Here is a 26,645-nt window from a genome sequence, read left to right on the forward strand (position 1 = left end):
AGGAACCCGGTCCTATGTTGCCTTCGCCGCGCAAACCCAACGCCAATGCTGCACTGGCCCATCGACAGCGCTGGCGTGGTCGGGTCGGGCTGATGCTGGTGGCCAGCCTGTCGGTGCTGGCGGGAATGACTGACGCCATCGGCTTCATGGCCAGCGGTGATTTTGTGTCGTTCATGAGCGGCAACACGACTCGCCTGGCGGTAGCAATCAGCGCCGGGGATCTTGGCCTGACCGGGCGGCTGCTGTTGCTGGTCGCGACCTTTGTTGTCGGTAACGCCTTGGGCGTCGTGGTCAGCCGGCTGAGCCGCCGCCATGCACTGCCATTGCTGTTGTGTATTGCCGGCTTGTTGTGCGGCGCTGCCGTGCTGCCCTTCGCCGATACATTGCCCGCGCTGCTGGCGGCGATCGTCGCGATGGGCATGCTGAATGCCGCTGTGGAAGAGGTCAACGGATTGCCCGTAGGCCTGACTTACGTCACCGGCGCACTTTCACGGTTTGGACGCGGGCTGGGGCGCTGGCTGCTTGGGGAGCGTCGCAGCGGCTGGCGCGTGCAACTGATCCCATGGGCCGGGATGTTCGTGGGGGCGGTGATTGGCGCGGTGCTCGAGCAGCAGATGGGCTTGAGGGCGCTGCTGGTCAGCGGCGTCTTCGCAGGCGTGCTGGGGCTGGTGTCGCTGAAGATTCCCCGGCGCTGGCACCTTGGCTACATGCCGCGCTGAGGAAAAAAGGTGCTCGCCCGACGTTTAAGCCTCGACGTCCGTGTACTGGTAAAGAGCCATCATGTCGGGCGAGCGGGTGAATCATAATCCAAATGCCGCGCAACTGTCGTGCCAGGCATTTCCTAAAACGACTAAAGCAATGGATTACAGGCAAGTCGCGAGTGCGGCCAAGCGCCGCTTGGCTGGCATATTGTCTTCTGCTGCGTAGTACTTGATGGTGGAACCGGCACCCGCACTTTGCACATCGACAAAGTAGTCGCCTGCAGTCGTGTACACGGTAAAACCGCCGGCGCCGATGGGTTCCTTGAAGCCGCCGGCGTCAACGCCGAACACGCTTTCATCCTGCCAGCCGAACTGCACGCATTCAGCAACCACCAGTGTGGCCTTGTCTGAAGCCAGGGTTTTGTAGGGCGTGCCGGCGCGCGCCTCTTTCATCTTCGAACCTGCACAACCGGCCAGGGCCGCCAGTACCAGTGCGCCAATTACCACCTTGTGCATGCCATTGCTCCGTTGGAAAAAAACGCGACTCTACCATTAGCCTGCTACACCCGAGGACTATTACGTCACGCACGCGCCTAAAAGCGAATTCGCTGCATCCTCGAGGGCGAGCGTACGGTCAAGGGTGGGAGCACGCCCACCTGACGGGGTGCTTGAAGGTGGCGCCTCCCGACACATGGCATTATGATGCCGCGGTTGATCTCACTGAGGAGATCAACGGGATACCCTCAACAAGGAAGCGTCATGAAAGATTTCGTCATCAGCGTCAACAACTCCGTTCTCTACATCGCACTGGCCTTCGTCTGGCTGATGGGTTTGGTGACGATGTTCAGCGCAAGCTTTTTGTCGGGCCTGGCGGTATTGGTGGGCGGTACTTTGACGTGGTGCATCATTTCCGGCTTCTGGTTCGTCCAGTCGGCCACCTATGAAGAACTGCGCAAGCTCAACGCAAAAAGCTGATGCGCCCGGGCAGCCCAATCGGGCTGCCTTGCTGTGTGCAGCATGAATTTAGTTTCACTGTGAAGGGAGCCTGTGCTGCCTATATTGGCCATGCTCATTGTTAGAAGTCTCCCTTCTGCCCGCCCTCCCGCGGGCTTTTTTTCGTCCGGGGATTAAAGCAACCAGCGGAACAGGTAGAACAACGCCATGCTCAACAGCACAGTGATCAACACATTGCGTGTCCAGAACATCAACGCCACCGCGCTGAGCCCCGCCAGCAGGTAAGGGTTGGCCGGACTGAGGTTGAGTTGATGGTCGGCCAGGAAAATGATCGGCCCGCAAATCGCCGTGAGCATGCCAGGCACGGCGAACCCGAGAAACTCCCGCGCGCCACGGTTGAGGCGCACCGGCAGGCGCGGCTCGATAAACAGGTAACGGTTGAGAAATACCACCAGGCCCATGGCCACAATCATGATGTAGATCATTGCTGCCCTACTCCCAGTCGCTTGCAGGCATACCCCGCGCTCATGCCCAACACGCCGGACACCACCACCGCCGACTCCCAATGCAGAAAGCTCAAGCACACCGAAAACAGCAACGACACGGCCACGCAGACCACCGTGGGGATGTCACGCACCACCGGCGTAATCAACGCGATAAACGTGGCGGCGATGGAAAACTCCAGCCCCAGTTGATCAAGGCCGGGAATGCTTTTGCCGAGCACGATACCGGCCAGTGTGAACAGGTTCCAGATGATATAGAACGTCAGGCCGACGCCCAGGGCGTACCAGCGGTTGAAGGTCTCGCGGTCAAAATGGCTGACCAGTGCGAAGAATTCGTCGGTCAACAGAAAGCCCAGGCTCATGCGCCAGCGGGTCTTGAGGGGCGACAGGATTGGGCGCAAATGCATGCCGTACAGCAAATGCTGGGACGTCAGCAGCAAGGTGGTCAGCACGATGGAAATCAGGCTGGCGCCACTCTTGACCATACCGATGGCGACCAGTTGCGCAGCGCCGGCAAACACGATGGCGGACAAACCCTGGGCTTGCAACGGGGTGAACTGTGCATCGATGGCCATCGAACCGGCCAGCAGTCCCCACGGCGCGCAGGCCAGGGACAAGGGAATGACGGCGATGGCGCCGCGAGCGAAGGCGTAATGAGGTAAGGCAGTGGGCATGGAAACGGCTCATCGACAGACAGTCGACAAGCATGCCAGCGCAACCAGGAGCTTGTCTTGAACGATCTTGCTCAGGCCAGCCTTACCGACACCGGCCCCACCGAATCGCGCGCTTCGCGCAGTTCATGGGCGTCCTGGTTAAGCCGGTGAATGGTGTTGAGCAAGCGTTGGCGCAGCACTTCATCGCCGAGTTTTTCGACGGCACGCATCAAGTCGAAGGCCGCGGTTTCGTTATTTTCCGCGACGGAATCCAGGGTCTTGCGCAGGTTGCGAGTGGCACGGGTCACGCAGGTTCTTCCTTCATCAGCAATGGGGAGGCACTTTAGGACATTCATGTTTCATTTTAATTTCAAACACTTGTGGCGGATTTCAAGGCATTTGATCCATATCAATTGAAACAGGATTTGACCGTTACATATGAATATACGTATATTCGGATAACCATATATACAGGGCCTTGGCCATGCTGGACTCCATCTCCCCACCCACCCTGTTCAAATGCCTGGCCGATACCACCCGGGCACGCATGACGTTATTAATCCTGCGTGAAGGCGAACTTTGCGTGTGCGAACTGATCCATGCCTTGGACGACAGCCAGCCAAAAATCTCCCGCCACCTGGCGCAACTGCGCAGTGCCGGGTTGCTGCTGGACCGTCGCCAAGGCCAATGGATTTACTACCGCATCAACCCGGCATTACCCGACTGGGTGACTACCGTGCTGCACACCACCCTGCAAGCCAACCGGCCCTGGTTGCACAGCGACGCACAGCGTCTGGATGCAATGGGCGACAGACCACAACGGGCCAGCACCTGCTGCTGAATCCTCGGAGCGTTTATTCATGCTTGTCGCACTCGCGATTTTTATCTTCACCATCGTATTGGTCATCTGGCAACCCAAGGGCCTGGGCGTTGGCTGGAGCGCAACCCTGGGCGCCATCCTGGCCCTGGCCTCTGGCGTGGTCAGCCTGGCGGATATTCCGGTGGTGTGGCACATCATCTGGAATGCCACAGGGACCTTTGTCGCACTGATCATCATCAGCCTGTTGCTCGACGAGGCCGGGTTCTTTGCCTGGACCGCCCTGCATGTAGCACGCTGGGGGCGTGGGCGCGGCCGGCGTTTGTTTGCCTATATGGTGTTGCTCGGCGCATTGGTCTCGGCGCTGTTCGCCAATGACGGCGCGGCGCTCATTCTCACGCCGATCGTGATGTCGATGCTGTTGGCCCTGCGCTTCTCCCCGGCGGCGACCCTGGCATTCGTCATGGGCGCAGGCTTTATCGCCGACACGGCGAGCCTGCCGCTGGTGGTCTCGAACCTGGTGAATATCGTCTCGGCGGATTACTTCAAGATCGGTTTCAACGAATACGCCGCCGTGATGGTGCCGGTCAACTTCGTCAGCGTCGCGGCCACGCTGGCGGTGCTGATGTGGTTCTTCCGCCGCGATATCCCGCAAACCTACGACCCGGCCGACCTAGAAGATCCCGCCAGTGCCGTCCACGACCGCGCCACCTTCCGCGCCGGCTGGTGGGTGTTGGGCATTCTGTTGGTCGGTTGCTTTGCCCTGGAGCCGCTGGGCATTCCCATCAGCGCGATTTCCGCCGTATGCGCCGTGCTCCTGCTGGTCATCGCCGCCAAGGGCCACACGATCTCCACGCGCAAAGTGCTGAAAGAAGCACCGTGGCAAATCGTGATCTTTTCCTTAGGCATGTACCTGGTGGTCTACGGACTGCGAAACGCCGGCCTCACCACCTACCTCGCAACCTGGCTCGATACCTTCGCCACTTACGGCGTGTGGGGCGCGGCGATGGGCACGGGTGTGCTGACGGCGCTGCTGTCCTCGGCGATGAACAACTTGCCGACGGTGTTGATCGGCGCGCTGTCCATCGAGTCCAGCCATGCCGTGGGCGTGGTCAAGGACGCGATGATCTACGCCAACGTGATCGGCAGCGACCTGGGCCCGAAGATCACTCCCATCGGCAGCCTGGCTACCTTGCTGTGGCTGCACATTCTGGCACGCAAAGGCATCACGATTACCTGGGGTTACTACTTCAAAGTCGGGATCGTGCTGACCCTGCCGGTGCTGCTGATCACCCTTGCCGCCCTCGCCTTGCGCCTGAGTCTTTGAAGGAGATACCGCAATGAAAGTCCTGTTCATGTGTACCGCCAACAGCTGCCGCAGCATTTTGTCCGAGGCTGTGTTCAACCATCTGGCACCGCACGGTTTTGAGGCGATCAGTTCCGGCAGCTTTCCGAAGGGCCAGGTCCTGCCACGCAGCCTCAGTACGCTGCAGGCAGCGGGTATCAGCACTGAAGGCTTGTACAGCAAAGGCAATGACGCCTTTGCGGGCAGCCCACCGGACTTGGTGATTACCGTGTGCGACAAAGCTGCGGGCGAAGCGTGCCCGGTGTACTTCGGGCCGGCGGTGAAGGCGCATTGGGGGTTGGAGGACCCCTCCGATGTTCAAGGCGACGACACAAATGTCCAAGCTGCATTTGACGCCACGCTGGCGATCATTGCCACACGCTGCCGGGCATTTTTCGCCGTGCCTTTTGACCGCCTCAGCCCTGCCGACTTGAAGGTGGAACTCGACCGTATTGCGGTGCTTTCATGACCACACTGCCCAATCTCGATATCACCCTTTCAGCGCCACTGCGTAGCGGTTCGACGCATCCGCCGCGCATCCTGCTGCTCTACGGCTCGACCCGCGAACGCTCGTTCAGCCGCCTGCTGGTGGAAGAAGCAGCACGCCTGTTGCAGCACTTCGGCGCACAAACGCGCATCTTCAACCCCAGCGGCTTGCCTCTGCCCGATGATGCACCGAGTGATCACCCCAAAGTGCGGGAACTGCTGGAGCTGATGAAGTGGTCCGAAGGCCAAGTGTGGTGTTCACCGGAACGTCACGGCTCGATGTCGGCCGTGTTCAAGGCGCAGCTCGACTGGGTGCCGCTGGCCCTTGGCGCAGTGCGCCCGACCCAGGGTAAAACCCTGGCGGTGATGCAAGTGTCCGGCGGTTCGCAATCCTTCAATACCGTGAACCAACTGCGCGTATTGGGCCGTTGGATGCGTATGTTCACTATCCCCAATCAATCCTCGGTACCCAAGGCGTTCATGGAGTTTGACGATCAAGACCGTATGAAACCTTCCGCCCTGTACGACCGCGTGGTCGATGTGATGGAAGAACTGGTCAAGTTCACGCTACTGCTGCGCGATCGCCCGGACCTGGTAGACCGTTATTCGGAGCGCAAGGAAAGTGCTGACGAACTGTCGCAGCGTCTCAACCAACGGTCGATCTGATCCCCCCTTCCCGCGTATGCTCTGGCACTTTCCTGAAAGGACGCGGGCATGCTGACGATCTTTTTCTACGCACTGATATTCGGTTTTGTGTTTTGCCTCTCTCCCGGCGCCGTGCTGGCGGAGACCCTGCGCCGTGGTTTGCTCCATGGCTTCACGCCGGCCCTTCTGGTGCAGGTTGGGTCGCTGGTCGGCGACGCGGTGTGGGCGGTGATCGGCCTGACCGGGATCGCCCTGCTGATCCAGCATGACGCCGTGCGCGTGCCGCTGACGGTAGTCTGTGCGGTGTACCTCGCCTGGCTGGGCGTGCGCAGCCTGATCGATGCCTGGAAGCTGCCTGAATCAGACGACGCACCCGCCAGCACTCGGCAAAATGCGCTGGCGGTCGGCGCAGCGATCTCACTGGCCAACCCGAAGAATATTGTTTACTGGGGCGCGCTGGGCAGCGCGTTGTCGGGCATCGTCGGCGCCACGCCCAGTCATGGGCAAACCTTGATGTTTTTCGCCGGGTTCATGCTGGCGTCGGTGTTGTCGTGCTTTCTGATTGCTGCGCTGGTCAACGTGCTGCGCAAGAACGCATCACCGTTGTGGCAGCGCATCAGTTACGGCACTTGCGGCGTGGTATTGATCTATCTGGCAGTTCTGGCCGCGCAAGGAATATGAAGTTATAGAGCCGACAACTTACACGGGCTGTCTGCCTGAATAAACTCTGAACATCGGTTCATTTAATTAATCATGCATTGACATTTTGTAACCGCCTGAGTAGATTGCCAGTGCCCGCAACTGGGGCCTTTTTTAAACCTCACTAAAGAAGCCAATGGACACAGTATCTAGTCGCTGTCCGTGCACCGTGTTAGCGGGCATCGGGCGCCAAACCCAGAACATGACAGGACTCGCCTCACGGTCCGGTAAGCTGCGCTAGAGCTCGATGCTCCACCGTAACTGCCTCGCCGGTCGCCCGTCCGGTCCCGAGGTGTTTTATGACCTTCCAATGCTTTGTTTTGCCTGATCTGCGCACGCCGGCCGCCGCCCTGCGGGCCACGCCACGCCGTGTGCGCGTCGATTTCCCGCCCTCCCGCGCGGCGATTGTCACACCCTCCCCTCAAGACCCACAGAGACCGAAGGTTTTCAGCCCCGGTCTTAACGTGAGCGCTCGCGCCGCTTAAACCGGCTGAAAACAGCAACTTCCTGATGAATACCCTGGGGTTCGCCATGAACACTTCCAGTTGTAGTTCGCTGCGCGCAAGTTAATTAACGCACCAGCAAAACATATATAAGCACTTTATTTAACCCGATCGCGAAGTTAGCGACTCGGCATGCTTTCGCTCGCCTGTCTTCAGGTAAGTACCGGGTATGTTTTGTCGAGAATTGGCGACAGGAGTACAGACAATGAGCGCCGTAAAAAACACGCCTCTGCACAAGAAAAATCGCACTGACGCCGACACTAAATTGTCAATGCGAGCCGCCCGCGAAGCGCACAACGGCCTGTCGGCCACCCTGGCGAACGTGCGTGCCACCCGGGACGGCCTGACCGAATTGGACGCCTCTGCCCGGCTGCAACGGGAAGGCCACAACGAAGTCGCCCATGACAAGCCGCCTCACGCCATCGTGCAGTTCCTGCAGGCACTGAACAACCCGTTTATCTACGTACTGCTGACCCTGGCCGGCATCAGCTTCTTCACTGATTGCTGGCTGCCGATGCAGGACGGCGAAGAGGCCGACCCGACCAAAGTCATCATCATCATGACCATGGTGTTGCTCAGCAGCCTGCTGCGGTTCTGGCAGGAACACCGCTCGGCGAAATCCGCCGAAGCCTTGAAAGCCATGGTTCGCACCACCGCCACCGTGCTGCGCCGTGAGCAAGTAGGCACCCAACCCACCCTGCGCGAAGTGCCGATGCGCGAGCTGGTGGCCGGCGATATCGTACAACTCTCAGCCGGCGACATGATCCCGGCCGATATCCGCCTGATCGAATCCCGCGACCTGTTTATCAGCCAGGCAGTGCTGACCGGCGAAGCCTTGCCAGTGGAGAAGTACGACACCCTCGGCGACGTTACGCAAAAATCCGCCGGGCCAGTGGCTGCCGACCAGGCCAACCTGCTGGACCTGCCCAACATCTGCTTCATGGGCACCAACGTGGTCAGCGGCCGTGCCACGGCCGTGGTGGTCGCCACCGGACCACGCACCTACTTTGGCTCCCTGGCCAAGGCAATTGTGGGGTCGCGGGTGCAAACCGCCTTCGACCGTGGGGTGAACAGCGTCAGTTGGTTGCTGATCCGCTTCATGCTGGTGATGGTGCCGATCGTGTTCTTCCTCAATGGCTTCTCCAAGGGTGACTGGGGCGATGCCTTCCTGTTTGCCCTCGCAGTTGCCGTAGGCCTTACGCCGGAAATGCTGCCGATGATCGTCAGCGCCAACCTGGCCAAGGGCGCCACCGCCATGGCCAAGCGCAAAGTGGTGGTCAAGCGCCTCAACGCGATCCAGAACTTTGGCTCCATGGACGTGCTGTGCACCGACAAGACCGGCACGCTGACCCAGGACAAGATCATCCTCGAGCATCACGTCAACGCCTCTGGCCAGCGTGATGACGCGGTGCTGTCCCTGGCCTGGCTGAACAGCTACCACCAAAGCGGCATGAAGAACCTGATGGACCAGGCCGTGGTGCAATTCTCGGAGCAGAATCCGAAGTTCCAGGCGCCATTTGCCTACAGCAAGGTCGATGAATTGCCGTTCGACTTTGTCCGCCGTCGCCTGTCGATCGTGGTCAAGGATGCGGCCGACGATCAACTGCTGGTGTGCAAGGGCGCCGTGGAAGAGATGCTGGGTATTTCCACTCACGTGATGGAGGCAGGCAAAGCCGTACCGCTGGATGAGCGCCGCCGTGAAGAATTGCTGGCGCTTGCCAATGACTATAACGAAGACGGATTCCGTGTGCTGGTGGTGGCCACCCGTCACATCCCGAAATCGTTGGCGCGCCAGCAGTACACCACCGCCGATGAGCGCAACCTGGTGATCCAGGGCTTCCTGACCTTTCTCGATCCACCTAAGGAAACTGCCGGCCCGGCGATTGCGGCGCTGCAACAGATTGGCGTGGCGGTCAAAGTGCTGACCGGCGACAACGCCGTGGTCACCAGCAAGATCTGCCGTCAGGTCGGCCTCGATCCAGGCCAGCCGCTGCTCGGTACCGACATCGAAGCGATGGACGATGCCACCCTGCAACGTCGCGTGGAAGAACGCACGGTGTTCGCGAAACTGACACCGCTACAAAAATCCCGGGTACTCAAGGCGCTGCAAGCCAACGGCCACACCGTGGGCTTCCTCGGTGACGGGATCAATGACGCACCGGCACTGCGCGATGCCGACGTGGGGATCTCGGTGGACAGCGGGACGGACATTGCCAAAGAGTCGGCCGACATCATCCTGCTGGAAAAGAGCCTGATGGTACTGGAGGAAGGTGTGCTCAAGGGCCGCGAAACCTTCGGCAACATCATGAAGTACCTGAACATGACCGCCAGCTCCAACTTCGGCAACGTGTTCTCGGTGTTGGTGGCCAGTGCGTTCATCCCCTTCCTGCCGATGCTGTCGATCCACCTGCTGCTGCAAAACCTGATGTACGACATCTCCCAGCTGGCCCTGCCGTGGGACAAGATGGACAAGGAATACCTGGCCAAGCCGCGCAAGTGGGATGCGAAAAACATCGGTCGCTTCATGCTCTGGATCGGGCCGACCTCGTCGATCTTTGACATCACCACCTTTGCGCTGATGTGGTACGTGTTCGCCGCCAACAGCGTGGAAATGCAGACCCTGTTCCAGTCCGGCTGGTTTATCGAGGGCCTGCTTTCGCAAACCCTGGTGGTGCACATGCTGCGCACTCGCAAGATCCCGTTTTTCCAGAGCACCGCTGCCTGGCCGGTGTTGATGATGACCGGTGTGGTGATCGCGCTGGGGATCTACGTACCGTTCTCGCCGCTGGGCACGCTGGTAGGCCTGCAACCGCTGCCGCTGGCGTACTTCCCATGGCTGGTCGGCACCCTGCTCAGCTACTGCTGCGTAGCCCAACTGATGAAGACGATCTACATCCGCCGCTTCAAGCAGTGGTACTGATCGCCCCCGCCGTTTAAACGGTGGCGGCCGCCCGGCCGCCACCGTGCACTAAAAGGAAAGACCTTATGCGCGTCTTGATCTGTGCAGGTCGTCATTACGCCGACACCCGACTGTCCCGCCAAGTGCTGGACGCCTACCACCGCCTGCGCCCGGTGCAGGTACTGATCCACGGCGGCAACCAATTCCTCGGCAGCGAGATTGAGGAGTGGGCGCGGGAACTGGGCATTGACGTGGTGCGCTACCCGCCCAACTGGCAACGCCACGGCAAGCAGGCGGAACGCCAGCGCAACCATTTCATGCTGACCGACAGCCGCCCTGACGTGGTCATCGCCCTGCCGGGTGGTGACGACACGTCCGAGCTGGTCTGCCAGGCCAAAGCCAGTGGCATTTCGGTGCTGACCGTAGAAAGCTGAATTCAAGCGAGGTGCATCATGCACAAGAAACACACCCCGGCGCGCCAGGATGGGTTCGCCAAATACCGTGCGCGTCACTACCGAGGCGCACGCCAGACCTTGTTGCTATTGCCGCCGGCCAAGCGGCGCGCATTGCAGCGCAACCTGATGTTTATAGGGCTGACCTTGGGCGCTCTGTTAATGATTGCCTTGCTGTCCAAGGCCAACGCAGCCGGTGGCGCGTATATGGTCGACGACGGCGCGATCAATGCGCCAGGCACTTGCAACGTCGACGCCTGGTACAGCGCCAATCGACACGATGGCAGTACGCATAATGAAACACTGTCGCCGGCCTGCACCTTTGCCGCAATGCCTTCGGTGCAATGGGGCGCGGCGCTGTCACGCGCGACCAGCGCAGGCAAAAGCGAAACCCAGATGGGCCCGCAGCTCAAGGCGCAGGTACTGTCGCGGGAAGACCTGGGGCTGGAAATGGCCGTGTCTGCCGGTGCGCACGTTGCACTGGATCGCCGACACGCTTTTGAGGGTGCAGACTTCAACATCCCGTTGACGTGGCAACCGCTGGCGCCCCTGCGGGTGAACCTGAATGCCGGTTGGTCGCATGCCTACAACGATGGCGATCAGAAACACCGCCTGACTTGGGGCACTGGTCTGGAGTACCAGGTCGCGCCGTTAATGACGGTGATCGCCGAACGCTACGGCCAAGAGGGTGGCGATCAGGCCTGGCAGGCCGGGCCCCGGTTTCACCTCGGCGAGCTGGTCGATGTAGACCTGGTGGTCGGGCGCAGCCTGGTCGGTGAGCGAGATCAATGGCTGAACACTGGAGCCACGCTGCGCTTCTAGCACCTTTTAAGACCCTCAGAGATCAAATGTGGGAGCTGGCTTGCCTGCGATAGCAGTGTGTCCGTCACTGCAAATGTTGACTGGCGTACCGCTATCGCAGGCAAGCCAGCTGCCACATTCATCCTACTTCGACCGGAGGTTCGCAGATCAATCAGGCCTTGGCCTGTTGCTCCAAGTGCAGCTGCAATTGCGGGTCGATTTGCAGTTGACCTGCCAAGTCGTCCAGATAATTGCGTTCGGCGTCCTGCTGATCGTCCACCAGCATCACACTGGCCAGGTAAACCTCCGCCGCCACTGCCGGGTCGCTGGCGAACTCGGCGAAATCCGCAGCATCCAGGGGCTTGGCGACTTCAGCGTCGAGCCACGCTTGCAGTTGCGGATCGTCGGTATGCCGGCCCAGTTCACTGGAAATCAGTTGCTGCTCTTTTTCATCGATATGGCCATCAGCTTTCGCGGCGGCGATCAACGCACGCAAAACAGCATGGCTGTGGGCTTCGGCTGCGGGGCCGTCAAGCTGGTCGACCGTCTGGATGGCTTGCTGCGGAGCACTGCCTTGCTGGCGTTGCCAGGCTTGGTAGGCCTGGAACGCCGCCATGCCCAAGGAAGCCAGCGCCGCGTAGTTCATCCCGCCAGCACGTCCCTGGGCAGGACGAGCGCCAGCGGCACCGCCCAACATGCCGCCAAGCCCACCCAACAACCCACCCAAGCCACCACCGGCCGAGGCATTGCCGGTGCGGGTGCCTTTCAATAAGCCGCCGAGCAGTCCGCCCAAACCGCCGCCCGAGGAGGTACTGCCCCCTTGCCCGGCGCGCAGCAGTTGTTCCAGTAAGTCGCTGGTGTTCATGATCTCACCCTCCCAGGGCGCAGTGTTGGCGTCTAACAACCATAGCCCGCCCCTGCCGGAACACCATGACCGCCGGGCGGGCACGGCCTATCATGGCGTCACCGTGCCTCTGAGAGAAAACCCAAGTGAACCGGATTGAGCATGTCGTGCTGATGGCCCGCTACAACCAGTGGATGAACCGCAAACTCTACGAAGCGGCCGGCACGCTGTCGGACGCGGAGTTGCTTATGGACCGCAAGGCGTTTTTCGGCTCGATTCTCGGTACGTTGAACCACCTGGTATTAGGCGACACCGTCTGGCTCAAGCGCTTTGCCTTGCATCCTGCTGGCTATGCGGCACTGGCTCCGCTGAACGCGGTCGCCACACCTGTTGATTTGACGCAGCTGGCCTTTGCCAACGTCCGTGAACTCGCCGCCCATCGAGCCTGGCTGGATCAACTCATCCTCGACTGGGCGCACACCGTACAGGCGCCCGACCTGGATCAGCGCCTGCATTACCGCAACATGCGCGGTGTGGCCGCCGATAAAAACTGCTTCAGCTTGCTGGTGCACTTTTTCAATCACCAGACCCACCACCGGGGCCAGGCAACCACCTTGCTGAGCCAGGCGGGGCTGGACGTGGGCACTACGGATTTGCTGGCGTTGATCGACTGAATTCGGCGTACGCCTGCATCAAGCGCGGGAACGCCGAGGGCTCCGGCAACTGCGCAAAGCTTTCAACGGCCGGGGTGGATGCCCAAGGCAATTTCTCGCGGGTCCAGGTCTCCATGAAGGGTACATAAGCGCTGGCATTATCCAACAAGGCCGCGCGTACGTTATGGCAGGGTATCGACGCTCATCATTGCTTCCATTTATTGATGGGTAGCGTGGCAGGTTAGCGTCCGGACGCAGAGTTGAACAGGCCAGCCCCACAACCGAACGCTGCTGCGTAACTGGGGTCGTAACCTTAGGTGTCGGGACTTTTGCTGCCCCCGCCCTCCCCGCGCGCATTGTGAGTCTACCGATGCGCGTACCCCAAGAAGGAGACGCTTACATGGTCATTCACTTCAAGGTCGCAGGTCATTTAGCCTGTGGCCACCACGGCACCAACCTCCCTTCCAGCGTCGAGCTGAACCGAGTCAAGTGCCGTACCTGCCGCAACACCGAAGCCTACAAAGAAGCGCGCCGCACCCAGCGCAACGCTGCCCGCCGCGCCAATCGTAACGCCAAGACCCGCACCGTGATCGACTGGCGCAGCGCGTGGACGCAACGCCTCACCGACCTGCCCGGTTTGCAGCGTTTGCCACGGGGCTTCAGCGGTCAGCCCTTCGTATAAGCCACACAAACAAGAGCCCCGGCAAAACCGGGGCTCTTGGGTGTTAGTCGATCATCACTGTGCCACACTGTTTCGTAGTATTCGGTGTAGCTCCTCCCATTACCGGTGTGATTCATGGAGGTCCCCTCAGTTAGCCAAACTGCCGGAGCGGATAGCACTGAGCCACTTCTACGAAGTGCGAGGCTGAGGCTGGCGTGGAGTGCGCGCCTGGTCTAATCCGGCCTATCCACTGAGCGACCTTTAGGAGGTCTCGTGAAGCTCAAGAAAAAGGAACAAGAGCTCCGGCTGGTTTCAGTACCGTTGTGTGCAGGGATTATCTGCGCTACCGCTCGATGCATGACCCAAGGCTGGAATGAGTCGATGTTGTTCTCTGGGTTTCTGTTTGGAACCGTCGTTGGGGTTGTATTTGGCATTCCCTTACTACTGCGTAGTGACGCGAACGGTGCAAGCTCCAATGGCCGCAATCTTCTTAACGCCCTTATACAATCGCTGGTGGCCTGGCTACTGGGAGGCGCGTCACTTAAATACCTTCCGCTGGCGATTGGCTCTGGCATCATTCTTTGGCTGCTTTTTTCCGCCACAATCTACGGAATAGAAAGGTTGTACGAGGGCAGCGACGAAACCCGGTATGCAGCGCGTGGCTGGGTATATGCCGTTCCCCTTTCAGGGGCGATAACACTAGGAACGGCCGCGGCGTTGTACCTTCCTGGTTCGGACGAGAGCATACCGGCATTCATCCTGATGTTCATGGTCGGGGGGCTGTTGAGCATGCTGGTTGGATGGCCGGTTCTGTGGTTTACCGAGCGTTACCTGCAGTCACCACTGCGTTACATCGTCGGAGGCCTGATCACCGGTTTGTTGATTTGGGTATTCAGCGCTCTACCCAATCTGGTGGATGCCATCACAACATCATCCGCGAGCCCATTTGTGTGGCCGATGAACTTCAGCCACGGTGCATTGGTGTTCGTTTTTATCGGCATTGTCGCGGGGAGCTTATGCACGGCAATCAATAGCTGCATTGGATTCCTTCGTCGACGCAACGTGTGAAAATGCATCTCGAATGGACTCATGGAAGGTTCTGGCTATCGCCACTCGATGATCAGTGATGACTGTCTACGCTGGGATAGCCGGGCGCCGGAAGGCGAATGAGACTGTGTGAGCAAGTGCTACCGATTGTGCCGAGCATTGATAAGCTGCTGGCATCTATCAGCCGCCTGCGGGTGAGATGCAGCCACATCGGACAGCACGCGGTACATCTCTTGCCCATCCGGAAACGGGTACACCTCAAGGTTTAGCGCGATCTGAATCTTGCGCAGATCTGTGCCTTCCACGAGCCAGCGCTCAGCAGTACGAGTCATTGCAGATCCGTTGTCATCCGTCTGCCATGCAAGAAAGTCGAATAGCCGGGCCACCTCCATGAAAGAGATTGAATCAGGGATATCGGCAAAAAGTCGGTCGGCCAGATTTTGCTCTCCAAACTCAACCGCTACTGCATGAGCTGCGCTGAACGCTTCAGTGTATTCGGGCTCGCTGCTCTCTGCTGCGATCACGTTTAACGCCCTTTCAACAACCTGGTGCATAGCAATAAATCCTCACCCATTCAAACCCCATGGGGTGTGCGCTACCGTAAATCAACCGAAATACCCATGAATTCCTTCAGTGGGCGCACAGTCTTTTCCTGCAAATTTCCACCAGTGGGCATGGGTTCATCTTTGATGCTTTCAAAGCACGCCTTCATCAGTCGACGACTCCTGTAGTCGTTCGGTAGCTCAATAAAATGTGCAAATTTGCAGTTTTCTTCATTGACGACATAAACGGGATCCTCCGCGCGCATCAGAAGAGCCATCAGTAGCAGAATCATTGATTACAGTCCTTGGCGGCACATTGGGCCGGTTTTGTAGCAGTCAACGCATTCAACAGCAACCACCCTTCACTGGAGCCTAGCCATCGCTACAGAGCGAAGATTGTCCGGCGCTTCGGTTGGAGTTTTTGGCTTTTACGAGCCGCCCTCGGTGCCGTAGATATCGGGCTTCTGTGCTGCGCCCATGTTTGCTCCAGGCAATAAAAAACCGCCCGGGGGCGGCTTCATGGTTTTCTTGGTCCAGTTGTAATCGACATAGGGGTCAATGTAAAAGCCGGCCATGCCGCCGCTGATGCGGTACAGGCTTTCCTTGCCAGGCTGCACCGTTGCTGCAATGGTTCGTATTGCAGCTCCTGCGCACAAACCTAAGCCCGCCAGGCCAGCGCCTAGATTTCGGCGATCCAGGCGGCAGGTAAAAGGTGACGCGCTACCCGGTGCCGATTTTTGCAGCTTTTCGACCATCGACGTATACGACAATGTCGCAACCCGAGCCAACGGCGTCCGAATCACGAACAACTGTGATCTTTCCGCTTTCGCCGGTGGGTTTCGATTGGAAGGCGTAAAAGCTGATACAAAAAACCCAGTACCTAGTCGAGTTTTACCAATCACATGGATGTCCATTAAGCTACTCATTCAAACTGGACAAGGACGACTCGCGTGATCACCTGCCATCTGAAGTATCAGATTGACCCCTATCAAATCCCGGCCTTTGAAAACTACTCAAGACTGTGGATTCGCATAGTCAATCGCATGGGGGGCACACATCATGGTTATTTCCTCCCCGCTGAAGGCGCAAACAACGTCGCTTACTGCCTTTTCAGCTTTCCGAGCCTTGCGGATTACGAGCGCTATCGCGAGGAGTCCAAAACTGACCCCGAATGCGTTAGTACTTTCGCGCTGGCAGCGGATAAGAGATTTATCGTCAGTACGGAGAGAAGCTTCATGCGGCCAGTACTTGACTGAAAGAAACAAACCCGGTCCGCAGGGCTTTTTATACTAAGGCAGGCACGCCCAGCAACGTCGAGAAAGAAAATGCAAAAATTGAAAATAGCGCTCATTATTTGTTTGTGCTTAGCTGTATTGGGCTGCGATAAAATCCAAGACGCACTAAAAACCAACGAACATAAAAACGAAATAAAAAACAAGTTTGCGCAAAGCCAAGAACTTCAAGATCTAGGAAATAACACTGCAGCCATTGCAAACTTTAAGAAAATTGAGGCAGACCCAGCAGCCACCAATCAACAAAAGGCTTCAGCCCTACGGTATATATCCCTTAGCTACTATGAGGCCGGTGACTACCAGAGTTCGGGAGAATATGCGGCAAAAGCAGCGGCTTATTACCCAGTTAACTCTTATTTCTATCTCGTCAACATGGCGGATGCAGATCTGATGCAAGGCAGAGTCCCCTCGGCCCGAGATCGCCTCGAACAGGCGGTCAAAATCGACCCGCACCAGCTTTCGGCAAACAACGTACTTGGCCTTTTGTATATGGGCGACAACGGTAAACAGTACACCGACTTCAAAAAAGCCCTAGAATTTAATCAAGCGGCTTTTGATATTGCCCCGGGGCGAGTAACTCAAATAGTTTTGGTGCGAAACCTAATAAAGCTCGAACAATACTCAAAGGCAAAAATAAACTTGGACGAGCTAAAACTAAAATATCCAAATGATGCTCGTCTTCGGTCCTTACAAAGCGAGCTAGATACAGCGAAAACTGTATCAAAAAATCATCAGTAACTCTTTAAGCGCTGTACAACGCCTAGGCTTTGCCTAAACCACATGGAAACGCGACAGCGCAATCAACCGGGGTACACCATGCCCACTCTCACCTTCAAGTGAATGGGTCACACCAAGTGCGATGACGGTCTGATCGGGCTCTACGACCTAGAAAATATGCCCTGACATTTTCAACCACGCACCAGTAGGCACATTCGATCGCCTCCCAGTCTGGCTACTTGGTTGTCATGTCGCCTCTCTGATGCTTGAAATAGCGGCGCGTTGCCGGTATTGATGGGTATCAATTCAATGGCAGGGAGCAGAACATGACATCAGCTATAGCCGACGCGGTAACCAGCTCGCAAAGCGCTAAGACAACCAGTAAGCCGAAGCTGGCCCGAGACGATCGCAGCATTCGCGGCAAGTGGTAATGCATCAGTAGATCTGGAAAAAGAGTTTTCCAAGCTCTCCTCCTAGGCGGATAAGATTCAAGAAGCACTTGAAGCTCGGTGATCCGCCCCTGCCGCACTCACCTGCGGCGCATCTCCTAACTAACGATCTGCCCTTCTGTGTGATTTAGTCGCTAAATGAAGGGCTGGCCTAGCAAGATTCTTATTCCCCAATGAAGAAAACAGCCCGAACACAACAACTCAATCATTCTGAAAAAAAACCTCGAATACTCCTAAGGGCTATCGCCACCTTCGGGGCCGGCCTGATAGCCGCCGTCCCACTTATTCATCTTGTGGGCTATGGCGCAGAAAAATTGGTAGACATCGGAAAGGTTCAATCAACCGTCGAGGTGCAAGCCAAACTGATTGCCGAACTCCAAATTGAAAAGAAGACCCTTTCTGAGAAAGCTGATCAGCTACAGGCGAAAGCGCATGACCTAGAGCTGAAGCTAAACAGATCCGACTCAGATCTACATGCCACGAACCAACAACTGACTCAGCTAACAAATCTGCTTGGGGAGTACAAAAATCTCAACTCCCAATTAGGGAACCGCGTAAAAGCCAATGACCCTTGTTTGGCAATACAGCGTGTTATTGCGGACATTGAGGTAAAACTGGCGGTCAATCCGCCATGGTCACATGCATTACAGGGTGAGCGCCGGGAAGAGGCCATGATCCAACTTGAAAAGCACCAACAATCGCTTCGGTCTTGCCTTTCCCACGGCACAAAACGTTAGCTTGATGGCTGTCGACTCGGATTACTGAGTTGCTCAGCTGAGCTTCGTCAGCCTTGTCGGCAGCCTGGGCGGCGGCGGTGCCCGTCTTACGGGGCAACTCTTCCAGGCGCTTGTCCCGCTCACCCATAGCGGCGTCATAGGCTTTGCGGATGTCGGTCACCTGATTGCTTTGCTTCTCAGCGAGCGACCAGTATGCGGCCTGGTAACCAAGGACAGCCTCACCCCCAATGACGCGGCCGAGTTCTACATACAGAAACCGCAATGCTGGATGTCGCTGGTTGGCCGTGGTGTAGCGAATGTCTAAGTTCTCGAAGTGAAAGCCCTCAAAGGTCACGCCAACTAAGTGAGTTGCGGAGCGACATTTGAAATTGCGGACCGAAAACAAACAAGGGCCTGCATTAGCTTTCGCTCGCAGACCCTTGATTTTAGATGGTGCCCGAACCCGGAATCGAACCGGGACGCCCTTACGAGCGGGGGATTTTAAGTCCCATGCGTCTACCAGTTTCGCCATTCGGGCGGCAGCGCGTGTTGCAGGGTTGGGAATATATAGATCCAGTCGCGTTGGCGCAAGGTCGCAAGGCAGCTTTCTTGCACCACGACTCGGGCGAAAAAGCTCGTTAGATCAGTGATGTAGATGAAGATAACGAAGGAAAAACTGAGATTCCCGTGCCTCGATGCGTCGCCCACTCTGCTATCTTCACGCCCTCGCAACAAAATGCAAGCAACGCGCAATGGACTCACCAAGGGGGTCGTAATCGCCACAGCCTTCTGCCCTCCCAGACCAACAAGGACGTAATTGCTGATGAATAAGGCCCCTGCCCGGCTACGCATGACCCTTTCGATACCGGTTTATGCGACGTCCGTGGTGTTCTGGATACTGACCGTCTACATAAGTGTTCCTGCCTGGGTGAAAATACTCTCCAGATTTGTAACACCCGAGAAGACCGGAGAAGGCCTGGTTGATGTGCTCTTATCTGGCGTATTGGCCGCTGTGGCTAGTGGCTTGTGGATACTTGGCAGGTACATCCGCACTTCGAATTTAAGGCCGCCCCCGAAGCCTTCCGCCACTGAGGTTTCATAGCGCTCAACGTACAAACAACAATCCCGACGCAAACGTCGGGATTGTTGTTCTGAGAGGCCGATCAGTTGTCGGGATGCTCGCTCGCTACCGAATCGGCAGCATCCACGTCAGACATATCTTCTTCAAGAGGTGCCTCGTCGTCCGGCGGCAGCGGGATGTTGTCCTCATCGCGCTTCGGATCATGCCCGGCTTCATTATCTGTGCCGCGGGTTACGTCCTGCTGTGAAATGTTCCCGGGGGCATTTCTGTCGATTTCCATGCTGGCTCTCCGTTCTAGGCTCGGAACATCCGCGCGTAAATATAAGAGTGGGCCGGTCACGGCGAGTGCCAAGGTTTGGACGAACGGTGACGTCGGGTACCTCGATAATGAATTGCTCCAGCTACCTACACGCACTGTTTTTGACCATCACTTGTGCGGCTAGGTGCTTCAGGCATTCCCACCTATGTCGTCACCCGACACGGACTCAAAGAGCATCCCCACGGCACCGACCGTCTCCAGCCGGTGCTTGACCTCTTCACTGACGACTATCGCGCCCGAATATTTTTTCACTCTGAAAATGTGCTGATCGCCGATTTTTCCAGGGTCAATCACAAGCCGGGTGAATGCTCGATACTCACCCGCCAGATCGGGTCTGACAGGGTCATTGGGTTCGAACTTCTTGAAGTTAGATCTTTGCTCATCGACACAGTCTATTTGTGTCTCAATGATCATAAGAAAGTAGGTACCCCGGACTTCTTTATTAGCAATCAGCACAGGCTCGAATACGACATTGCAATAAGGCTCGTCCACTTCCGGCAACCCAGACAGCGCCTGACAGGCCTTTGAACTCAACACCGGCACACTGGCATAACCCGCCAGTGAATAGTCCACCTCAGCGCCTTCAAAACGCACATCCAACGTGTAAGTCCCTGGCTCCATGAAATTGACGGGCGGCTCTCTGAAGTGCCAGTTATTGACGTGCCGTACGTCGCCAAGCGTCCATTTGTCCGCCATCATCATGTCCTGCCTGAGCCAGTAATACTTCACACGTATTCTCCAACAGCCCTTTTTATTAACCGAGCGCAGCTTAAAAGGATAACGTCGCTAAGACAGCGTGACTCAAAAATCTGTTCCGACGGGTGCAGGTATGCTCAGATGGCTCTACGCTCCCAACGCATTATCTTATGCGTCGACGTCGCCCACTCACCGTGTGGTGAGTCATTGGCGCTGAACACCAACTGCTCCCCTATTCGGAGACTCACCATGAATCCACACGCCACCGCCCTTGTCTTGATCGAATTCCAGAACGATTTCACCACCCCCGGTGGCGTGTTCCATGACGCAGTCAAAGATGTGATGCACCAGTCAGACATGCTGGCCAACACCGCAACCACCGTGCAGCAAGCGCGCAAGCTGGGCGTGAAGATCATCCACCTGCCGATTCAATTCGCCGAGGGCTATCCAGAGCTGACAACACGCGATTACGGGATTCTCAAGGGGGTAGCCGACGGCAGCGCCTTTCGCACCGGCAGTTGGGGTGCCGAGATCACCGACGCCGTGACGCGTGAGCCCGGCGATATTCTCGTGGAAGGCAAGCGCGGGCTGGATGGCTTTGCCACCACTGGCCTGGACCTTGTGTTGCGCAACAATGGCATCCAGAACCTGGTGGTGGCGGGGTTTCTAACCAATTGCTGCGTCGAAGGCACGGTTCGGTCAGGCTATGAGAAGGGTTACAACGTAGTGACCTTGACCGACTGCACGGCGACGTTCACCGATGAGCAACAAAAGGCCGCTGAAAACTTCACGTTGCCGATGTTTTCGAAGGCATTGCGGCATACCGCGTTTCTCGGGGCGTTGAGCGCCAAATAAGCCAAAAGGGGGCGACTGATTGATCAGTCGCCCCCTTTGCTTAACGCTCGTCATGCACAGCCGTTCCACCTTACCCGTTTAACGTCAGCCCCCGATAAGCCGGCACCGGCAGCTTGTGCCGCTGCGGTTGTTGCCGGGCGAGCTGTGCCTGCAGGTGTGCGACGGCATCCAGCACGCGTTGCGCCCATTGCTCGTCTTCCGGGTCCACGACCACGACGCGGAAACCGTGATCGAAGCCTTCAAGCTGAACGCCCTCGGAATCATCGACATGCAAGTCGATGTCGAACGCCGACGGCAATTTTGACGGGGTATTCAACAGTCCGCGTTCGGTGAGGGCCTGGTTGTGCCGCACGCTGTTGACCACACCGTCGACGTGGATGCCATACAGCAACAACCAGCGACGTATGTAGGACGGGGTCCGCCCGGAGGAGGTGTAGACCCAGACGCTGCAGCCTTGGCGACGCAGTTCGCGGGTCAGTGCACGGGTTCCGCTGCGCAGCGGCTCGCCCAGCCAACGGTGCACACACGCCGGCAAACGGCTGTGTTCGGTTGCGCTGTGGTGAAGCTGGCAAGCCAGCGTGTCATCGATATCGAACGAGATACGGATGCGCTGGCGCTTGAACACACGCTTGACTGTGTCGAGCACTGGATACCTTCCCATCAATGGCCCCCCTGATAGACGGGCGCTGGTGTGTCGCTCAGGAAAAACTCCATTGGATCAGGGGCATTATCTTCCAGGAACGCAGCATACTTTTTCTTGATCTTGGGCAACTCATACAGCGCCATGACGCCATGCTTGGCGGAGTTGCGTATGACCGAGGACGGATTGAAGTAGCCCTCGGCGTTGTCCAGCGTCAATACGAAGGGCGGCAGCCCCTCGCGCATCAGCAGGTAGCTGACGATCAGCGACCCACTGCGGTGATTGCCTTCAATGAACAATTGCGGCTTGCTGAGGACTCGCACGTAGACACCGGCTGCGCGCTTCCACACCGATTCACTGTGGTGCTTGCAATACCAGTTGTACAAATCCTTGATGCCGCCCTCGACATTGTTGAAAAAATGCACTTCGGTCGCCAGCAGGTGCTGCGCGTATTCCTGCCGGCGTAGCGGGTCTTTGCCACAAAGCACAGTGGCATTGATCTCCAGCATCAGGTTCAGTTGCTGAAGGTCGAACAGATCGACACCCCGCGCCACATAGTCGTCAATCAGGGCATAGCCATCAAGCACATTCTGCAGCACTTCGTCTGTCAGCGGGTCGCGTGGCTCGGTAAAGTCCTGGCTGAGCTGGGCAAAACGGCTCTGTACCTTACGCAGTGCGCGTTCGATCGCGGGCAAATCAAGACGACGTGTTGCAGTCATTGGCAATCCTGAAAAACGGTGCATGGGTCAGCTGAACTTGCCGCTGATGTAGTCCCCGGTCATTTGTTCGCGCGGGTTTTCGAAAATCTGCGCGGTGGGGCCCATTTCCACCAGATAGCCGGTGCGGGTGCCCTGGGAGATGTCCACCGAGAAAAACGCGGTGGTATCTGCCACACGAATCGCCTGCTGCATGTTGTGCGTCACCAGGGCGATGGTGTAATCCTTCTTCAACTCAACCATCAGCTCCTCGACCCGGCGAGTGGCAATCGGGTCAAGCGCCGAGCACGGCTCATCCAGCAACAATACTTCTGGCTCGGTGGCGATGGCGCGGGCGATACACAGGCGCTGCTGCTGGCCGCCCGAAAGCGACAGGCCGCTGACCTTGAGCTTGTCCTTGACCTCGTCCCACAAGGCAGCGCCTTGCAGCGCGTGCTTGACGCGGTCGCCGAGGTCGCCTTTGTAGCGGTTGAGGCGCAGGCCAAAGGCCACATTGTCGAAAATGCTCATCGAGAACGGGTTCGGCTGTTGGAACACCATGCCGATGTAGCGGCGCACCACCACCGGGTCAACGCCCTTGCCATACACGTCCTGGCCCAGGAAATGCACGTGGCCTTCGAAGCGGAAGCCCTTAACCAGGTCGTTCATGCGGTTGAGGCTACGCAGCACGGTTGATTTGCCACACCCGGACGGGCCGATAAAGCCGGTGATCTTGTTTTTCTCGATCGGCACATGGCTATCACGCACCGCCATGAAGTTGCCGTAGAAAATCTTGTCCAGCTTGCAGTCCATGACCACAGGCGCCTGGGTGATAAACGGAGCGGCTATTTGCGCAGATGATACGTTCAAAATTCAGGTGCTCCCGTTCTTAATACTTGGGCTTGCCGAAAATACGGCTCACGATATTCACGACCAGCACGATCATCACCAGCACCAACGAGGCCGCCCATGCGAGCTCGAGCTGGTTGTCGAAGGGCATGCCGGAGAAGTTGTAGATCAGCACGGCAAGGGAGGCCGTAGGGTTCATCACCGCCAGGTTGCCGTCGTGGTAGATCCAGTAGTTGCTGAACAGCGCAGTGAACAACAGCGGCGCGGTTTCGCCGGCGGCGCGGGCCACGGCGAGCATGACGCCGGTGAGGATCGCTGGCATGCCGGTGGGCAAGACGATTTTCCAGATCACCTGCGAACGGGTGCAGCCCATACCGTAGGCGGCATCCTTCATGATCTTGGGCACCATCCTCATCGACTCTTCAGCCGTCAGTACCACGATAGGCAGCATCAGCACGGCCAGCGCAACGCCACCTGCCGGTGCCGAATAAGTCCCGGTGGTCATCACCACCAGCGCGTAGGCAAACACACCCGCCAGGATCGACGGCAAGCCGGTGAGCATTTTTGCGGCAAAGCGCGAGGCGTTCGCCAGCTTGCTGTCGGGGCCCAGTTCCGCCAGGAAAATCGCCGCCATGATGCCGACGGGCACCGCGATGGCGGCAGCGATACCGACCATGACGAACGTACCTGCCATCGCGTTGCCGAAGCCACCGCCGGTCTCGAACCCAGTCGGTGGCAGCTCGGTGAACACTTCCAGGCTCAGGCGAGCACCACCACGGGTGATCAGCATGTAGAGCACCGAAATCAGCGGCACGGCGGCCAGCAGCGCACCAAACCACACCAGGCTGGTCAAGATCAGGCTGCGCAGGGCACGGCCTTCGAACCGACGTTGCAGGCTCGGCATCGCGGTGGTGAGTGGAGACGAGAGGTCAGTCATTATTTAGTCCCCCGCTGGGCGTAGACCATGATCATCGAACCGATAATGTTTACCAGCAGCGTGATAAACATCAGCACCAGTGCGGCGTACATCAACACTTCGATCTCGTTCGGGCCGGCTTCGGGGAAGTTCAGCGCCAACAAGGCCGCCAGCGTATTGGCCGGGGCAAACAGCGAAAGGGAGATGTTGTTCGCGTTACCCACCAGCATGGCCAGGGCCATGGTTTCACCCAATGCGCGGCCGAGGCCCAGCACCAGGGAACCAAAGATACCGGTGGCGGCGGATGGCACCATTACCTTGAGAATCGCTTCCCAGTGGGTGGTGCCCATGCCGTAGGCGGCTTGCTTGGTTTTCATCGGCACACCCGTGAGGGCGTCCTGGGAAACGGCGGCGATGGTCGGCAGAATCATAATCGCCAGTACCAGTGCTGCCGGTAACAGGCCCGGCCCGCTCAAGGAGGTGCCGAAAAAAGGAATCCAGCCGAGCTCGGTATTCAGCCACGCCGTCAGCGGGCGGATGGCCGGGATCACCACATAAATGCCCCAGAGGCCGTAAACGACGCTGGGGATCGCGGCGAGCAGTTCAACGATGGTGCGAAACACCGCCGCCAGCTTGGCCGGTAAAAAATCCTGGGTCAGGAAAATCGCCATGCTGACGCCGAAAAACCCTGCGATCAGCAACGCGATGAAGGCACTGTAAAGCGTGCCCCAAATAGCTGGCAGAATGCCGTATTTACCTTGGTTTACGTCCCAGACACTGCCGAACAGCACATCAAAGCCGTGCTTTTCCATGCCGGGAAGTGCCTTGCGCCCTACTTCGAAGACCAGCGCGAAAACCAGCGCCAGCACCAGCACTACGCCTATGCGTGCAAGTGCACGGAAGGTGCGGTCAACCAGGAAGTCCTTCGTAGAAGGTGGCTGGCACGCAGAGTCCGGGTTAACCGGTACGACAAAAGGTGAGTTCATTGGCTAATTCCGGAACAAGGGGGGAACACGCCCGGCCTGGCTGACAGCCCATGCCGGGGTGGCCTGGCAAGCCTTACTGAATGTTGGCGGAAGCTTTGCGAACTTGATCGACAACCGATGGCGGCAGCGGGATGTAGCCCATCGAATCAGCGATTTTCTGGCCTTCGGTCAGGCTGTACTCGACCATTTCACGCATGGCCTTGGCTTTGGCCGGGCTCTCGTTTTTCTTGCGGAAGATCATCCAGGTGTAGGAAGTGATCGGGTAGGACTTGGCGCCATCCGGATCCGGCAACCAGGCCACCAGGCTTTCCGGCATTTTCACCGCAGCCAGGGCTTCTGCACCGCTTTCGGCGTTAGGCACAACGTATTTACCGGCCTTGTTCTGCAACTGGGCGAAGTCGACCTTGGCCAGTTTGGCGAAGCCGTATTCGATGTAGCCGATGGCGCCTGGAGTCTGGCGAACGGTCGCGGTTACGCCATCGTTTTTCGGCGATTTGATGAACTTGTCGCTGGCGGGCCAGTTAACGGTGTTGCCTTCGCCCAAGTCCTTCTGGAACTCAGGGTTGATCGCAGCCAAGTGCTTGGTGAACACAGCGGTGGTGCCGCTGGAGTCTGCACGCACAACCACGGTGATCGGCATGTCAGGCAGTTTCAGGCCTGGGTTGGCAGCGGCGATCTTAGGATCGTTCCACTTGGTGATCTTGCCCAGGAAGATGTTGGAGTAAACATCGCGCGGCAACTTGAGCTCTTTAGGATTGCCCGGCAGGTTGAACGCCAGCACGATCTCGCCCGCGGTCATCGGCAACAGTTGCGCGCCTTCAGCCACCTTGGCGATGTCTTCGTCTTTCATTGCCGAGTCACTGGCGGCGAAATCGACGGTCTTGTTCAGGAAGTCCTGTACGCCCGCACCGCTGCCCTTGGACTGGTAGTCAACCGTGACACCTTCGGTCTTCTTGCTGAAGTCCTTGAACCAGGTGAGGTAGATAGGGGCCGGGAAACTTGCACCAGAACCTGTCAGGCGGACGCTTTCCGCCGCAAATACCGAGGTGGCACTAAGAGAAACCGCGACGGCGAGTGCAGCAGACTTCATCAGACGTTTCATTCAGGAAAATCCTTGTGATTACGGGCTGAGGCACTCTGCAACAATCTTGTTACGGTTTTATGAATGTGGAATGGCAAAACGCCTTGTTGTCCCCCTCTCCCGCCGCAATTACGCATTTTGCTGTAAT

General features: G+C 57.9%; 33 protein-coding genes, 1 tRNA gene and 1 pseudogene. 17 read left to right on the forward strand and 18 right to left on the reverse strand.

The genetic code is table 11. From position 1 onward, the window contains the following. Positions 1-14: 14 nt before the first annotated feature. Positions 15-719 carry a YoaK family protein gene (locus HU722_RS15600; protein ID WP_065873022.1) on the forward strand — a complete coding sequence of 235 codons (705 nt, stop codon included), beginning with the start codon at positions 15-17 and terminating at the stop codon, positions 717-719. 144 nt (positions 720-863) lie between these two features. Here HU722_RS15600 and HU722_RS15605 read toward each other — a convergent pair whose 3' ends face one another. After that, a complete protein-coding gene (locus HU722_RS15605; protein WP_065873021.1) occupies positions 864-1,217 on the reverse strand; it encodes a hypothetical protein in 354 nt (117 codons plus the stop codon). A 243-nt stretch (positions 1,218-1,460) separates the two neighbouring features. Here HU722_RS15605 and HU722_RS15610 point away from each other — a divergent pair, with 243 nt between their 5' ends. Next, a complete protein-coding gene (locus HU722_RS15610; RefSeq protein ID WP_065873020.1) occupies positions 1,461-1,676 on the forward strand; it encodes a hypothetical protein in 216 nt (71 codons plus the stop codon). Positions 1,677-1,828: 152 nt separating this feature from the next. On the opposite strand, the gene HU722_RS15615 is transcribed toward HU722_RS15610, so the two are convergent. From HU722_RS15615 to HU722_RS15625, 3 genes are all read right to left on the reverse strand, one after another. Continuing rightward, on the reverse strand, positions 1,829-2,140 hold the full coding sequence (locus HU722_RS15615) for an AzlD domain-containing protein (RefSeq protein WP_065873019.1): 312 nt from the start codon (positions 2,138-2,140) through the stop codon (positions 1,829-1,831). Then, positions 2,137-2,832 (reverse strand): AzlC family ABC transporter permease, encoded by a 696-nt coding sequence (locus HU722_RS15620; protein ID WP_065880555.1) that lies wholly within the window; start codon positions 2,830-2,832, stop codon positions 2,137-2,139. Before HU722_RS15620 ends, HU722_RS15615 begins: the two co-directional genes overlap by 4 nt. 71 nt (positions 2,833-2,903) lie before the next feature. After that, a complete protein-coding gene (locus tag HU722_RS15625; RefSeq protein WP_065873017.1) occupies positions 2,904-3,119 on the reverse strand; it encodes a hypothetical protein in 216 nt (71 codons plus the stop codon). A gap of 176 nt (positions 3,120-3,295) precedes the next feature. Here HU722_RS15625 and HU722_RS15630 point away from each other — a divergent pair, with 176 nt between their 5' ends. The 8 genes from HU722_RS15630 (at position 3,296) to HU722_RS15665 (ending at position 11,479) form a co-directional block, all read left to right on the forward strand. After that, complete coding sequence (locus tag HU722_RS15630; RefSeq protein ID WP_065890948.1) at positions 3,296-3,652, forward strand: metalloregulator ArsR/SmtB family transcription factor; 357 nt, start codon at positions 3,296-3,298, stop codon at positions 3,650-3,652. Between the two features lie 19 nt (positions 3,653-3,671). Then, positions 3,672-4,955 carry an arsenic transporter gene (locus tag HU722_RS15635; RefSeq protein WP_065873015.1) on the forward strand — a complete coding sequence of 428 codons (1,284 nt, stop codon included), beginning with the start codon at positions 3,672-3,674 and terminating at the stop codon, positions 4,953-4,955. Between the two features lie 13 nt (positions 4,956-4,968). Further along, on the forward strand, positions 4,969-5,442 hold the full coding sequence (locus tag HU722_RS15640) for an arsenate reductase ArsC (protein ID WP_065873014.1): 474 nt from the start codon (positions 4,969-4,971) through the stop codon (positions 5,440-5,442). Continuing rightward, positions 5,439-6,125, forward strand: a complete 687-nt coding sequence (gene arsH / locus HU722_RS15645; RefSeq protein ID WP_065873013.1) for an arsenical resistance protein ArsH — start codon at positions 5,439-5,441, stop codon at positions 6,123-6,125. The genes HU722_RS15640 and arsH overlap by 4 nt, the downstream gene beginning before the upstream one ends. A 48-nt stretch (positions 6,126-6,173) precedes the next feature. Beyond that, the gene (locus HU722_RS15650; protein WP_065880556.1) at positions 6,174-6,785 is read left to right on the forward strand and encodes a LysE family transporter; all 612 of its coding nucleotides are present in this window, start codon (positions 6,174-6,176) and stop codon (positions 6,783-6,785) included. A 726-nt stretch (positions 6,786-7,511) separates the two neighbouring features. Continuing rightward, positions 7,512-10,226 carry a magnesium-translocating P-type ATPase gene (gene mgtA / locus HU722_RS15655; RefSeq protein WP_065890947.1) on the forward strand — a complete coding sequence of 905 codons (2,715 nt, stop codon included), beginning with the start codon at positions 7,512-7,514 and terminating at the stop codon, positions 10,224-10,226. Between the two features lie 65 nt (positions 10,227-10,291). After that, on the forward strand, positions 10,292-10,639 hold the full coding sequence (locus HU722_RS15660) for a DUF2493 domain-containing protein (RefSeq protein ID WP_065873010.1): 348 nt from the start codon (positions 10,292-10,294) through the stop codon (positions 10,637-10,639). 18 nt (positions 10,640-10,657) lie between these two features. Continuing rightward, positions 10,658-11,479, forward strand: coding sequence for a PA4824 family protein (locus tag HU722_RS15665; RefSeq protein ID WP_065890945.1), 822 nt, complete (start codon positions 10,658-10,660; stop codon positions 11,477-11,479). Between the two features lie 151 nt (positions 11,480-11,630). Here the strand turns inward: HU722_RS15665 and HU722_RS15670 are convergent, their stop codons facing one another. Beyond that, on the reverse strand, positions 11,631-12,323 hold the full coding sequence (locus tag HU722_RS15670) for a tellurite resistance TerB family protein (protein WP_065890944.1): 693 nt from the start codon (positions 12,321-12,323) through the stop codon (positions 11,631-11,633). A gap of 125 nt (positions 12,324-12,448) precedes the next feature. On the opposite strand from HU722_RS15670, the gene HU722_RS15675 reads away from it, so the two are divergent. After that, positions 12,449-12,976 carry a DinB family protein gene (locus HU722_RS15675; protein ID WP_065873007.1) on the forward strand — a complete coding sequence of 176 codons (528 nt, stop codon included), beginning with the start codon at positions 12,449-12,451 and terminating at the stop codon, positions 12,974-12,976. Here HU722_RS15675 and HU722_RS28880 read toward each other — a convergent pair. Next, positions 12,948-13,139: pseudogene (locus HU722_RS28880) on the reverse strand (GFA family protein); the annotation flags it as partial. The gene HU722_RS15675 and the pseudogene HU722_RS28880 overlap by 29 nt on opposite strands. A gap of 216 nt (positions 13,140-13,355) precedes the next feature. Between HU722_RS28880 and HU722_RS15680 the strand changes: the two are divergent. Beyond that, positions 13,356-13,637 (forward strand): hypothetical protein, encoded by a 282-nt coding sequence (locus tag HU722_RS15680; RefSeq protein ID WP_065873006.1) that lies wholly within the window; start codon positions 13,356-13,358, stop codon positions 13,635-13,637. Between the two features lie 252 nt (positions 13,638-13,889). Further along, on the forward strand, positions 13,890-14,684 hold the full coding sequence (locus HU722_RS15685) for a hypothetical protein (protein ID WP_065873005.1): 795 nt from the start codon (positions 13,890-13,892) through the stop codon (positions 14,682-14,684). Positions 14,685-14,803: 119 nt separating this feature from the next. On the opposite strand, the gene HU722_RS15690 is transcribed toward HU722_RS15685, so the two are convergent. From HU722_RS15690 to HU722_RS15700, 3 genes are all read right to left on the reverse strand, one after another. After that, positions 14,804-15,217: a hypothetical protein gene (locus HU722_RS15690; protein ID WP_065873004.1), complete on the reverse strand. Its 414-nt coding sequence runs from the start codon at positions 15,215-15,217 to the stop codon at positions 14,804-14,806. A 41-nt stretch (positions 15,218-15,258) separates the two neighbouring features. Further along, complete coding sequence (locus tag HU722_RS15695; RefSeq protein WP_065873003.1) at positions 15,259-15,498, reverse strand: hypothetical protein; 240 nt, start codon at positions 15,496-15,498, stop codon at positions 15,259-15,261. A 135-nt stretch (positions 15,499-15,633) separates the two neighbouring features. Continuing rightward, positions 15,634-16,119, reverse strand: coding sequence for a hypothetical protein (locus HU722_RS15700; RefSeq protein WP_225930630.1), 486 nt, complete (start codon positions 16,117-16,119; stop codon positions 15,634-15,636). Positions 16,120-16,155: 36 nt separating this feature from the next. Here HU722_RS15700 and HU722_RS15705 point away from each other — a divergent pair, with 36 nt between their 5' ends. From HU722_RS15705 to HU722_RS15715, 3 genes are all read left to right on the forward strand, one after another. Next, positions 16,156-16,461 (forward strand): NIPSNAP family protein, encoded by a 306-nt coding sequence (locus HU722_RS15705; protein WP_065873002.1) that lies wholly within the window; start codon positions 16,156-16,158, stop codon positions 16,459-16,461. Between the two features lie 69 nt (positions 16,462-16,530). Then, positions 16,531-17,235 (forward strand): tetratricopeptide repeat protein, encoded by a 705-nt coding sequence (locus HU722_RS15710; protein WP_065873001.1) that lies wholly within the window; start codon positions 16,531-16,533, stop codon positions 17,233-17,235. A 601-nt stretch (positions 17,236-17,836) separates the two neighbouring features. Then, complete coding sequence (locus tag HU722_RS15715) at positions 17,837-18,400, forward strand: hypothetical protein (RefSeq protein ID WP_065890943.1); 564 nt, start codon at positions 17,837-17,839, stop codon at positions 18,398-18,400. A 430-nt stretch (positions 18,401-18,830) separates the two neighbouring features. Here HU722_RS15715 and HU722_RS15720 read toward each other — a convergent pair. From HU722_RS15720 to HU722_RS15730, 3 genes are all read right to left on the reverse strand, one after another. Continuing rightward, positions 18,831-18,917: transfer RNA gene (locus HU722_RS15720), tRNA-Leu, on the reverse strand. 625 nt (positions 18,918-19,542) lie between these two features. Continuing rightward, a complete protein-coding gene (locus HU722_RS15725; protein ID WP_065872998.1) occupies positions 19,543-19,740 on the reverse strand; it encodes a hypothetical protein in 198 nt (65 codons plus the stop codon). 168 nt (positions 19,741-19,908) lie between these two features. Continuing rightward, complete coding sequence (locus HU722_RS15730) at positions 19,909-20,508, reverse strand: imm11 family protein (protein WP_065890941.1); 600 nt, start codon at positions 20,506-20,508, stop codon at positions 19,909-19,911. A gap of 216 nt (positions 20,509-20,724) precedes the next feature. Here HU722_RS15730 and HU722_RS15735 point away from each other — a divergent pair, with 216 nt between their 5' ends. Further along, entirely contained in the window at positions 20,725-21,330 is a 606-nt protein-coding gene (locus HU722_RS15735; RefSeq protein ID WP_065890940.1) for a cysteine hydrolase family protein, read from the forward strand. A 70-nt stretch (positions 21,331-21,400) separates the two neighbouring features. Here the strand turns inward: HU722_RS15735 and HU722_RS15740 are convergent, their stop codons facing one another. From HU722_RS15740 to pstS, 6 genes are all read right to left on the reverse strand, one after another. Further along, positions 21,401-21,991 (reverse strand): hypothetical protein, encoded by a 591-nt coding sequence (locus HU722_RS15740; RefSeq protein WP_065890939.1) that lies wholly within the window; start codon positions 21,989-21,991, stop codon positions 21,401-21,403. Continuing rightward, positions 21,991-22,689 (reverse strand): hypothetical protein, encoded by a 699-nt coding sequence (locus tag HU722_RS15745; RefSeq protein WP_065890938.1) that lies wholly within the window; start codon positions 22,687-22,689, stop codon positions 21,991-21,993. Before HU722_RS15745 ends, HU722_RS15740 begins: the two co-directional genes overlap by 1 nt. 27 nt (positions 22,690-22,716) lie before the next feature. Next, the gene (gene pstB, locus HU722_RS15750) at positions 22,717-23,478 is read right to left on the reverse strand and encodes a phosphate ABC transporter ATP-binding protein PstB (protein ID WP_010210300.1); all 762 of its coding nucleotides are present in this window, start codon (positions 23,476-23,478) and stop codon (positions 22,717-22,719) included. Between the two features lie 76 nt (positions 23,479-23,554). Then, a complete protein-coding gene (gene pstA, locus HU722_RS15755) occupies positions 23,555-24,451 on the reverse strand; it encodes a phosphate ABC transporter permease PstA (RefSeq protein ID WP_065872993.1) in 897 nt (298 codons plus the stop codon). Continuing rightward, entirely contained in the window at positions 24,451-25,416 is a 966-nt protein-coding gene (gene pstC / locus HU722_RS15760) for a phosphate ABC transporter permease subunit PstC (RefSeq protein ID WP_065872992.1), read from the reverse strand. Before pstC ends, pstA begins: the two co-directional genes overlap by 1 nt. Before the next feature lie 73 nt (positions 25,417-25,489). Beyond that, complete coding sequence (pstS, locus tag HU722_RS15765; RefSeq protein ID WP_065880563.1) at positions 25,490-26,518, reverse strand: phosphate ABC transporter substrate-binding protein PstS; 1,029 nt, start codon at positions 26,516-26,518, stop codon at positions 25,490-25,492. Positions 26,519-26,645: the final 127 nt, after the last annotated feature.

Source organism: Pseudomonas tritici (assembly GCF_014268275.3).
Taxonomy (GTDB): Bacteria; Pseudomonadota; Gammaproteobacteria; order Pseudomonadales; family Pseudomonadaceae; genus Aquipseudomonas; species Aquipseudomonas tritici.

Excerpts from the sequence above, each read along its gene's own strand:
- HU722_RS15650 (WP_065880556.1), top strand. The coding sequence starts at position 6,174 with ATGCTGACGATCTTTTTCTACGCACTGATATTCGGTTTTGTGTTTTGC.
- HU722_RS15665 (WP_065890945.1), top strand. The coding sequence starts at position 10,658 with ATGCACAAGAAACACACCCCGGCGCGCCAGGATGGGTTCGCCAAATAC.
- HU722_RS15680 (WP_065873006.1), top strand. The coding sequence starts at position 13,356 with ATGGTCATTCACTTCAAGGTCGCAGGTCATTTAGCCTGTGGCCACCAC.
- HU722_RS15605 (WP_065873021.1), bottom strand. The coding sequence starts at position 1,217 with ATGCACAAGGTGGTAATTGGCGCACTGGTACTGGCGGCCCTGGCCGGT.
- HU722_RS15740 (WP_065890939.1), bottom strand. The coding sequence starts at position 21,991 with ATGGGAAGGTATCCAGTGCTCGACACAGTCAAGCGTGTGTTCAAGCGC.
- arsH (WP_065873013.1), top strand. The coding sequence starts at position 5,439 with ATGACCACACTGCCCAATCTCGATATCACCCTTTCAGCGCCACTGCGT.
- HU722_RS15660 (WP_065873010.1), top strand. The coding sequence starts at position 10,292 with ATGCGCGTCTTGATCTGTGCAGGTCGTCATTACGCCGACACCCGACTG.
- HU722_RS15695 (WP_065873003.1), bottom strand. The coding sequence starts at position 15,498 with ATGATTCTGCTACTGATGGCTCTTCTGATGCGCGCGGAGGATCCCGTT.
- HU722_RS15610 (WP_065873020.1), top strand. The coding sequence starts at position 1,461 with ATGAAAGATTTCGTCATCAGCGTCAACAACTCCGTTCTCTACATCGCA.
- HU722_RS15735 (WP_065890940.1), top strand. The coding sequence starts at position 20,725 with ATGAATCCACACGCCACCGCCCTTGTCTTGATCGAATTCCAGAACGAT.
- HU722_RS15725 (WP_065872998.1), bottom strand. The coding sequence starts at position 19,740 with ATGGAAATCGACAGAAATGCCCCCGGGAACATTTCACAGCAGGACGTA.
- pstC (WP_065872992.1), bottom strand. The coding sequence starts at position 25,416 with ATGAACTCACCTTTTGTCGTACCGGTTAACCCGGACTCTGCGTGCCAG.
- HU722_RS15745 (WP_065890938.1), bottom strand. The coding sequence starts at position 22,689 with ATGACTGCAACACGTCGTCTTGATTTGCCCGCGATCGAACGCGCACTG.
- pstB (WP_010210300.1), bottom strand. The coding sequence starts at position 23,478 with ATGGACTGCAAGCTGGACAAGATTTTCTACGGCAACTTCATGGCGGTG.
- HU722_RS15635 (WP_065873015.1), top strand. The coding sequence starts at position 3,672 with ATGCTTGTCGCACTCGCGATTTTTATCTTCACCATCGTATTGGTCATC.
- HU722_RS15600 (WP_065873022.1), top strand. The coding sequence starts at position 15 with ATGTTGCCTTCGCCGCGCAAACCCAACGCCAATGCTGCACTGGCCCAT.
- HU722_RS15715 (WP_065890943.1), top strand. The coding sequence starts at position 17,837 with ATGAAGAAAACAGCCCGAACACAACAACTCAATCATTCTGAAAAAAAA.
- HU722_RS15690 (WP_065873004.1), bottom strand. The coding sequence starts at position 15,217 with ATGCACCAGGTTGTTGAAAGGGCGTTAAACGTGATCGCAGCAGAGAGC.
- mgtA (WP_065890947.1), top strand. The coding sequence starts at position 7,512 with ATGAGCGCCGTAAAAAACACGCCTCTGCACAAGAAAAATCGCACTGAC.
- HU722_RS15620 (WP_065880555.1), bottom strand. The coding sequence starts at position 2,832 with ATGCCCACTGCCTTACCTCATTACGCCTTCGCTCGCGGCGCCATCGCC.
- HU722_RS15615 (WP_065873019.1), bottom strand. The coding sequence starts at position 2,140 with ATGATCTACATCATGATTGTGGCCATGGGCCTGGTGGTATTTCTCAAC.
- HU722_RS15670 (WP_065890944.1), bottom strand. The coding sequence starts at position 12,323 with ATGAACACCAGCGACTTACTGGAACAACTGCTGCGCGCCGGGCAAGGG.
- HU722_RS15710 (WP_065873001.1), top strand. The coding sequence starts at position 16,531 with ATGCAAAAATTGAAAATAGCGCTCATTATTTGTTTGTGCTTAGCTGTA.
- pstA (WP_065872993.1), bottom strand. The coding sequence starts at position 24,451 with ATGACTGACCTCTCGTCTCCACTCACCACCGCGATGCCGAGCCTGCAA.
- HU722_RS15640 (WP_065873014.1), top strand. The coding sequence starts at position 4,969 with ATGAAAGTCCTGTTCATGTGTACCGCCAACAGCTGCCGCAGCATTTTG.
- HU722_RS15630 (WP_065890948.1), top strand. The coding sequence starts at position 3,296 with ATGCTGGACTCCATCTCCCCACCCACCCTGTTCAAATGCCTGGCCGAT.
- pstS (WP_065880563.1), bottom strand. The coding sequence starts at position 26,518 with ATGAAACGTCTGATGAAGTCTGCTGCACTCGCCGTCGCGGTTTCTCTT.
- HU722_RS15700 (WP_225930630.1), bottom strand. The coding sequence starts at position 16,119 with ATGGACATCCATGTGATTGGTAAAACTCGACTAGGTACTGGGTTTTTT.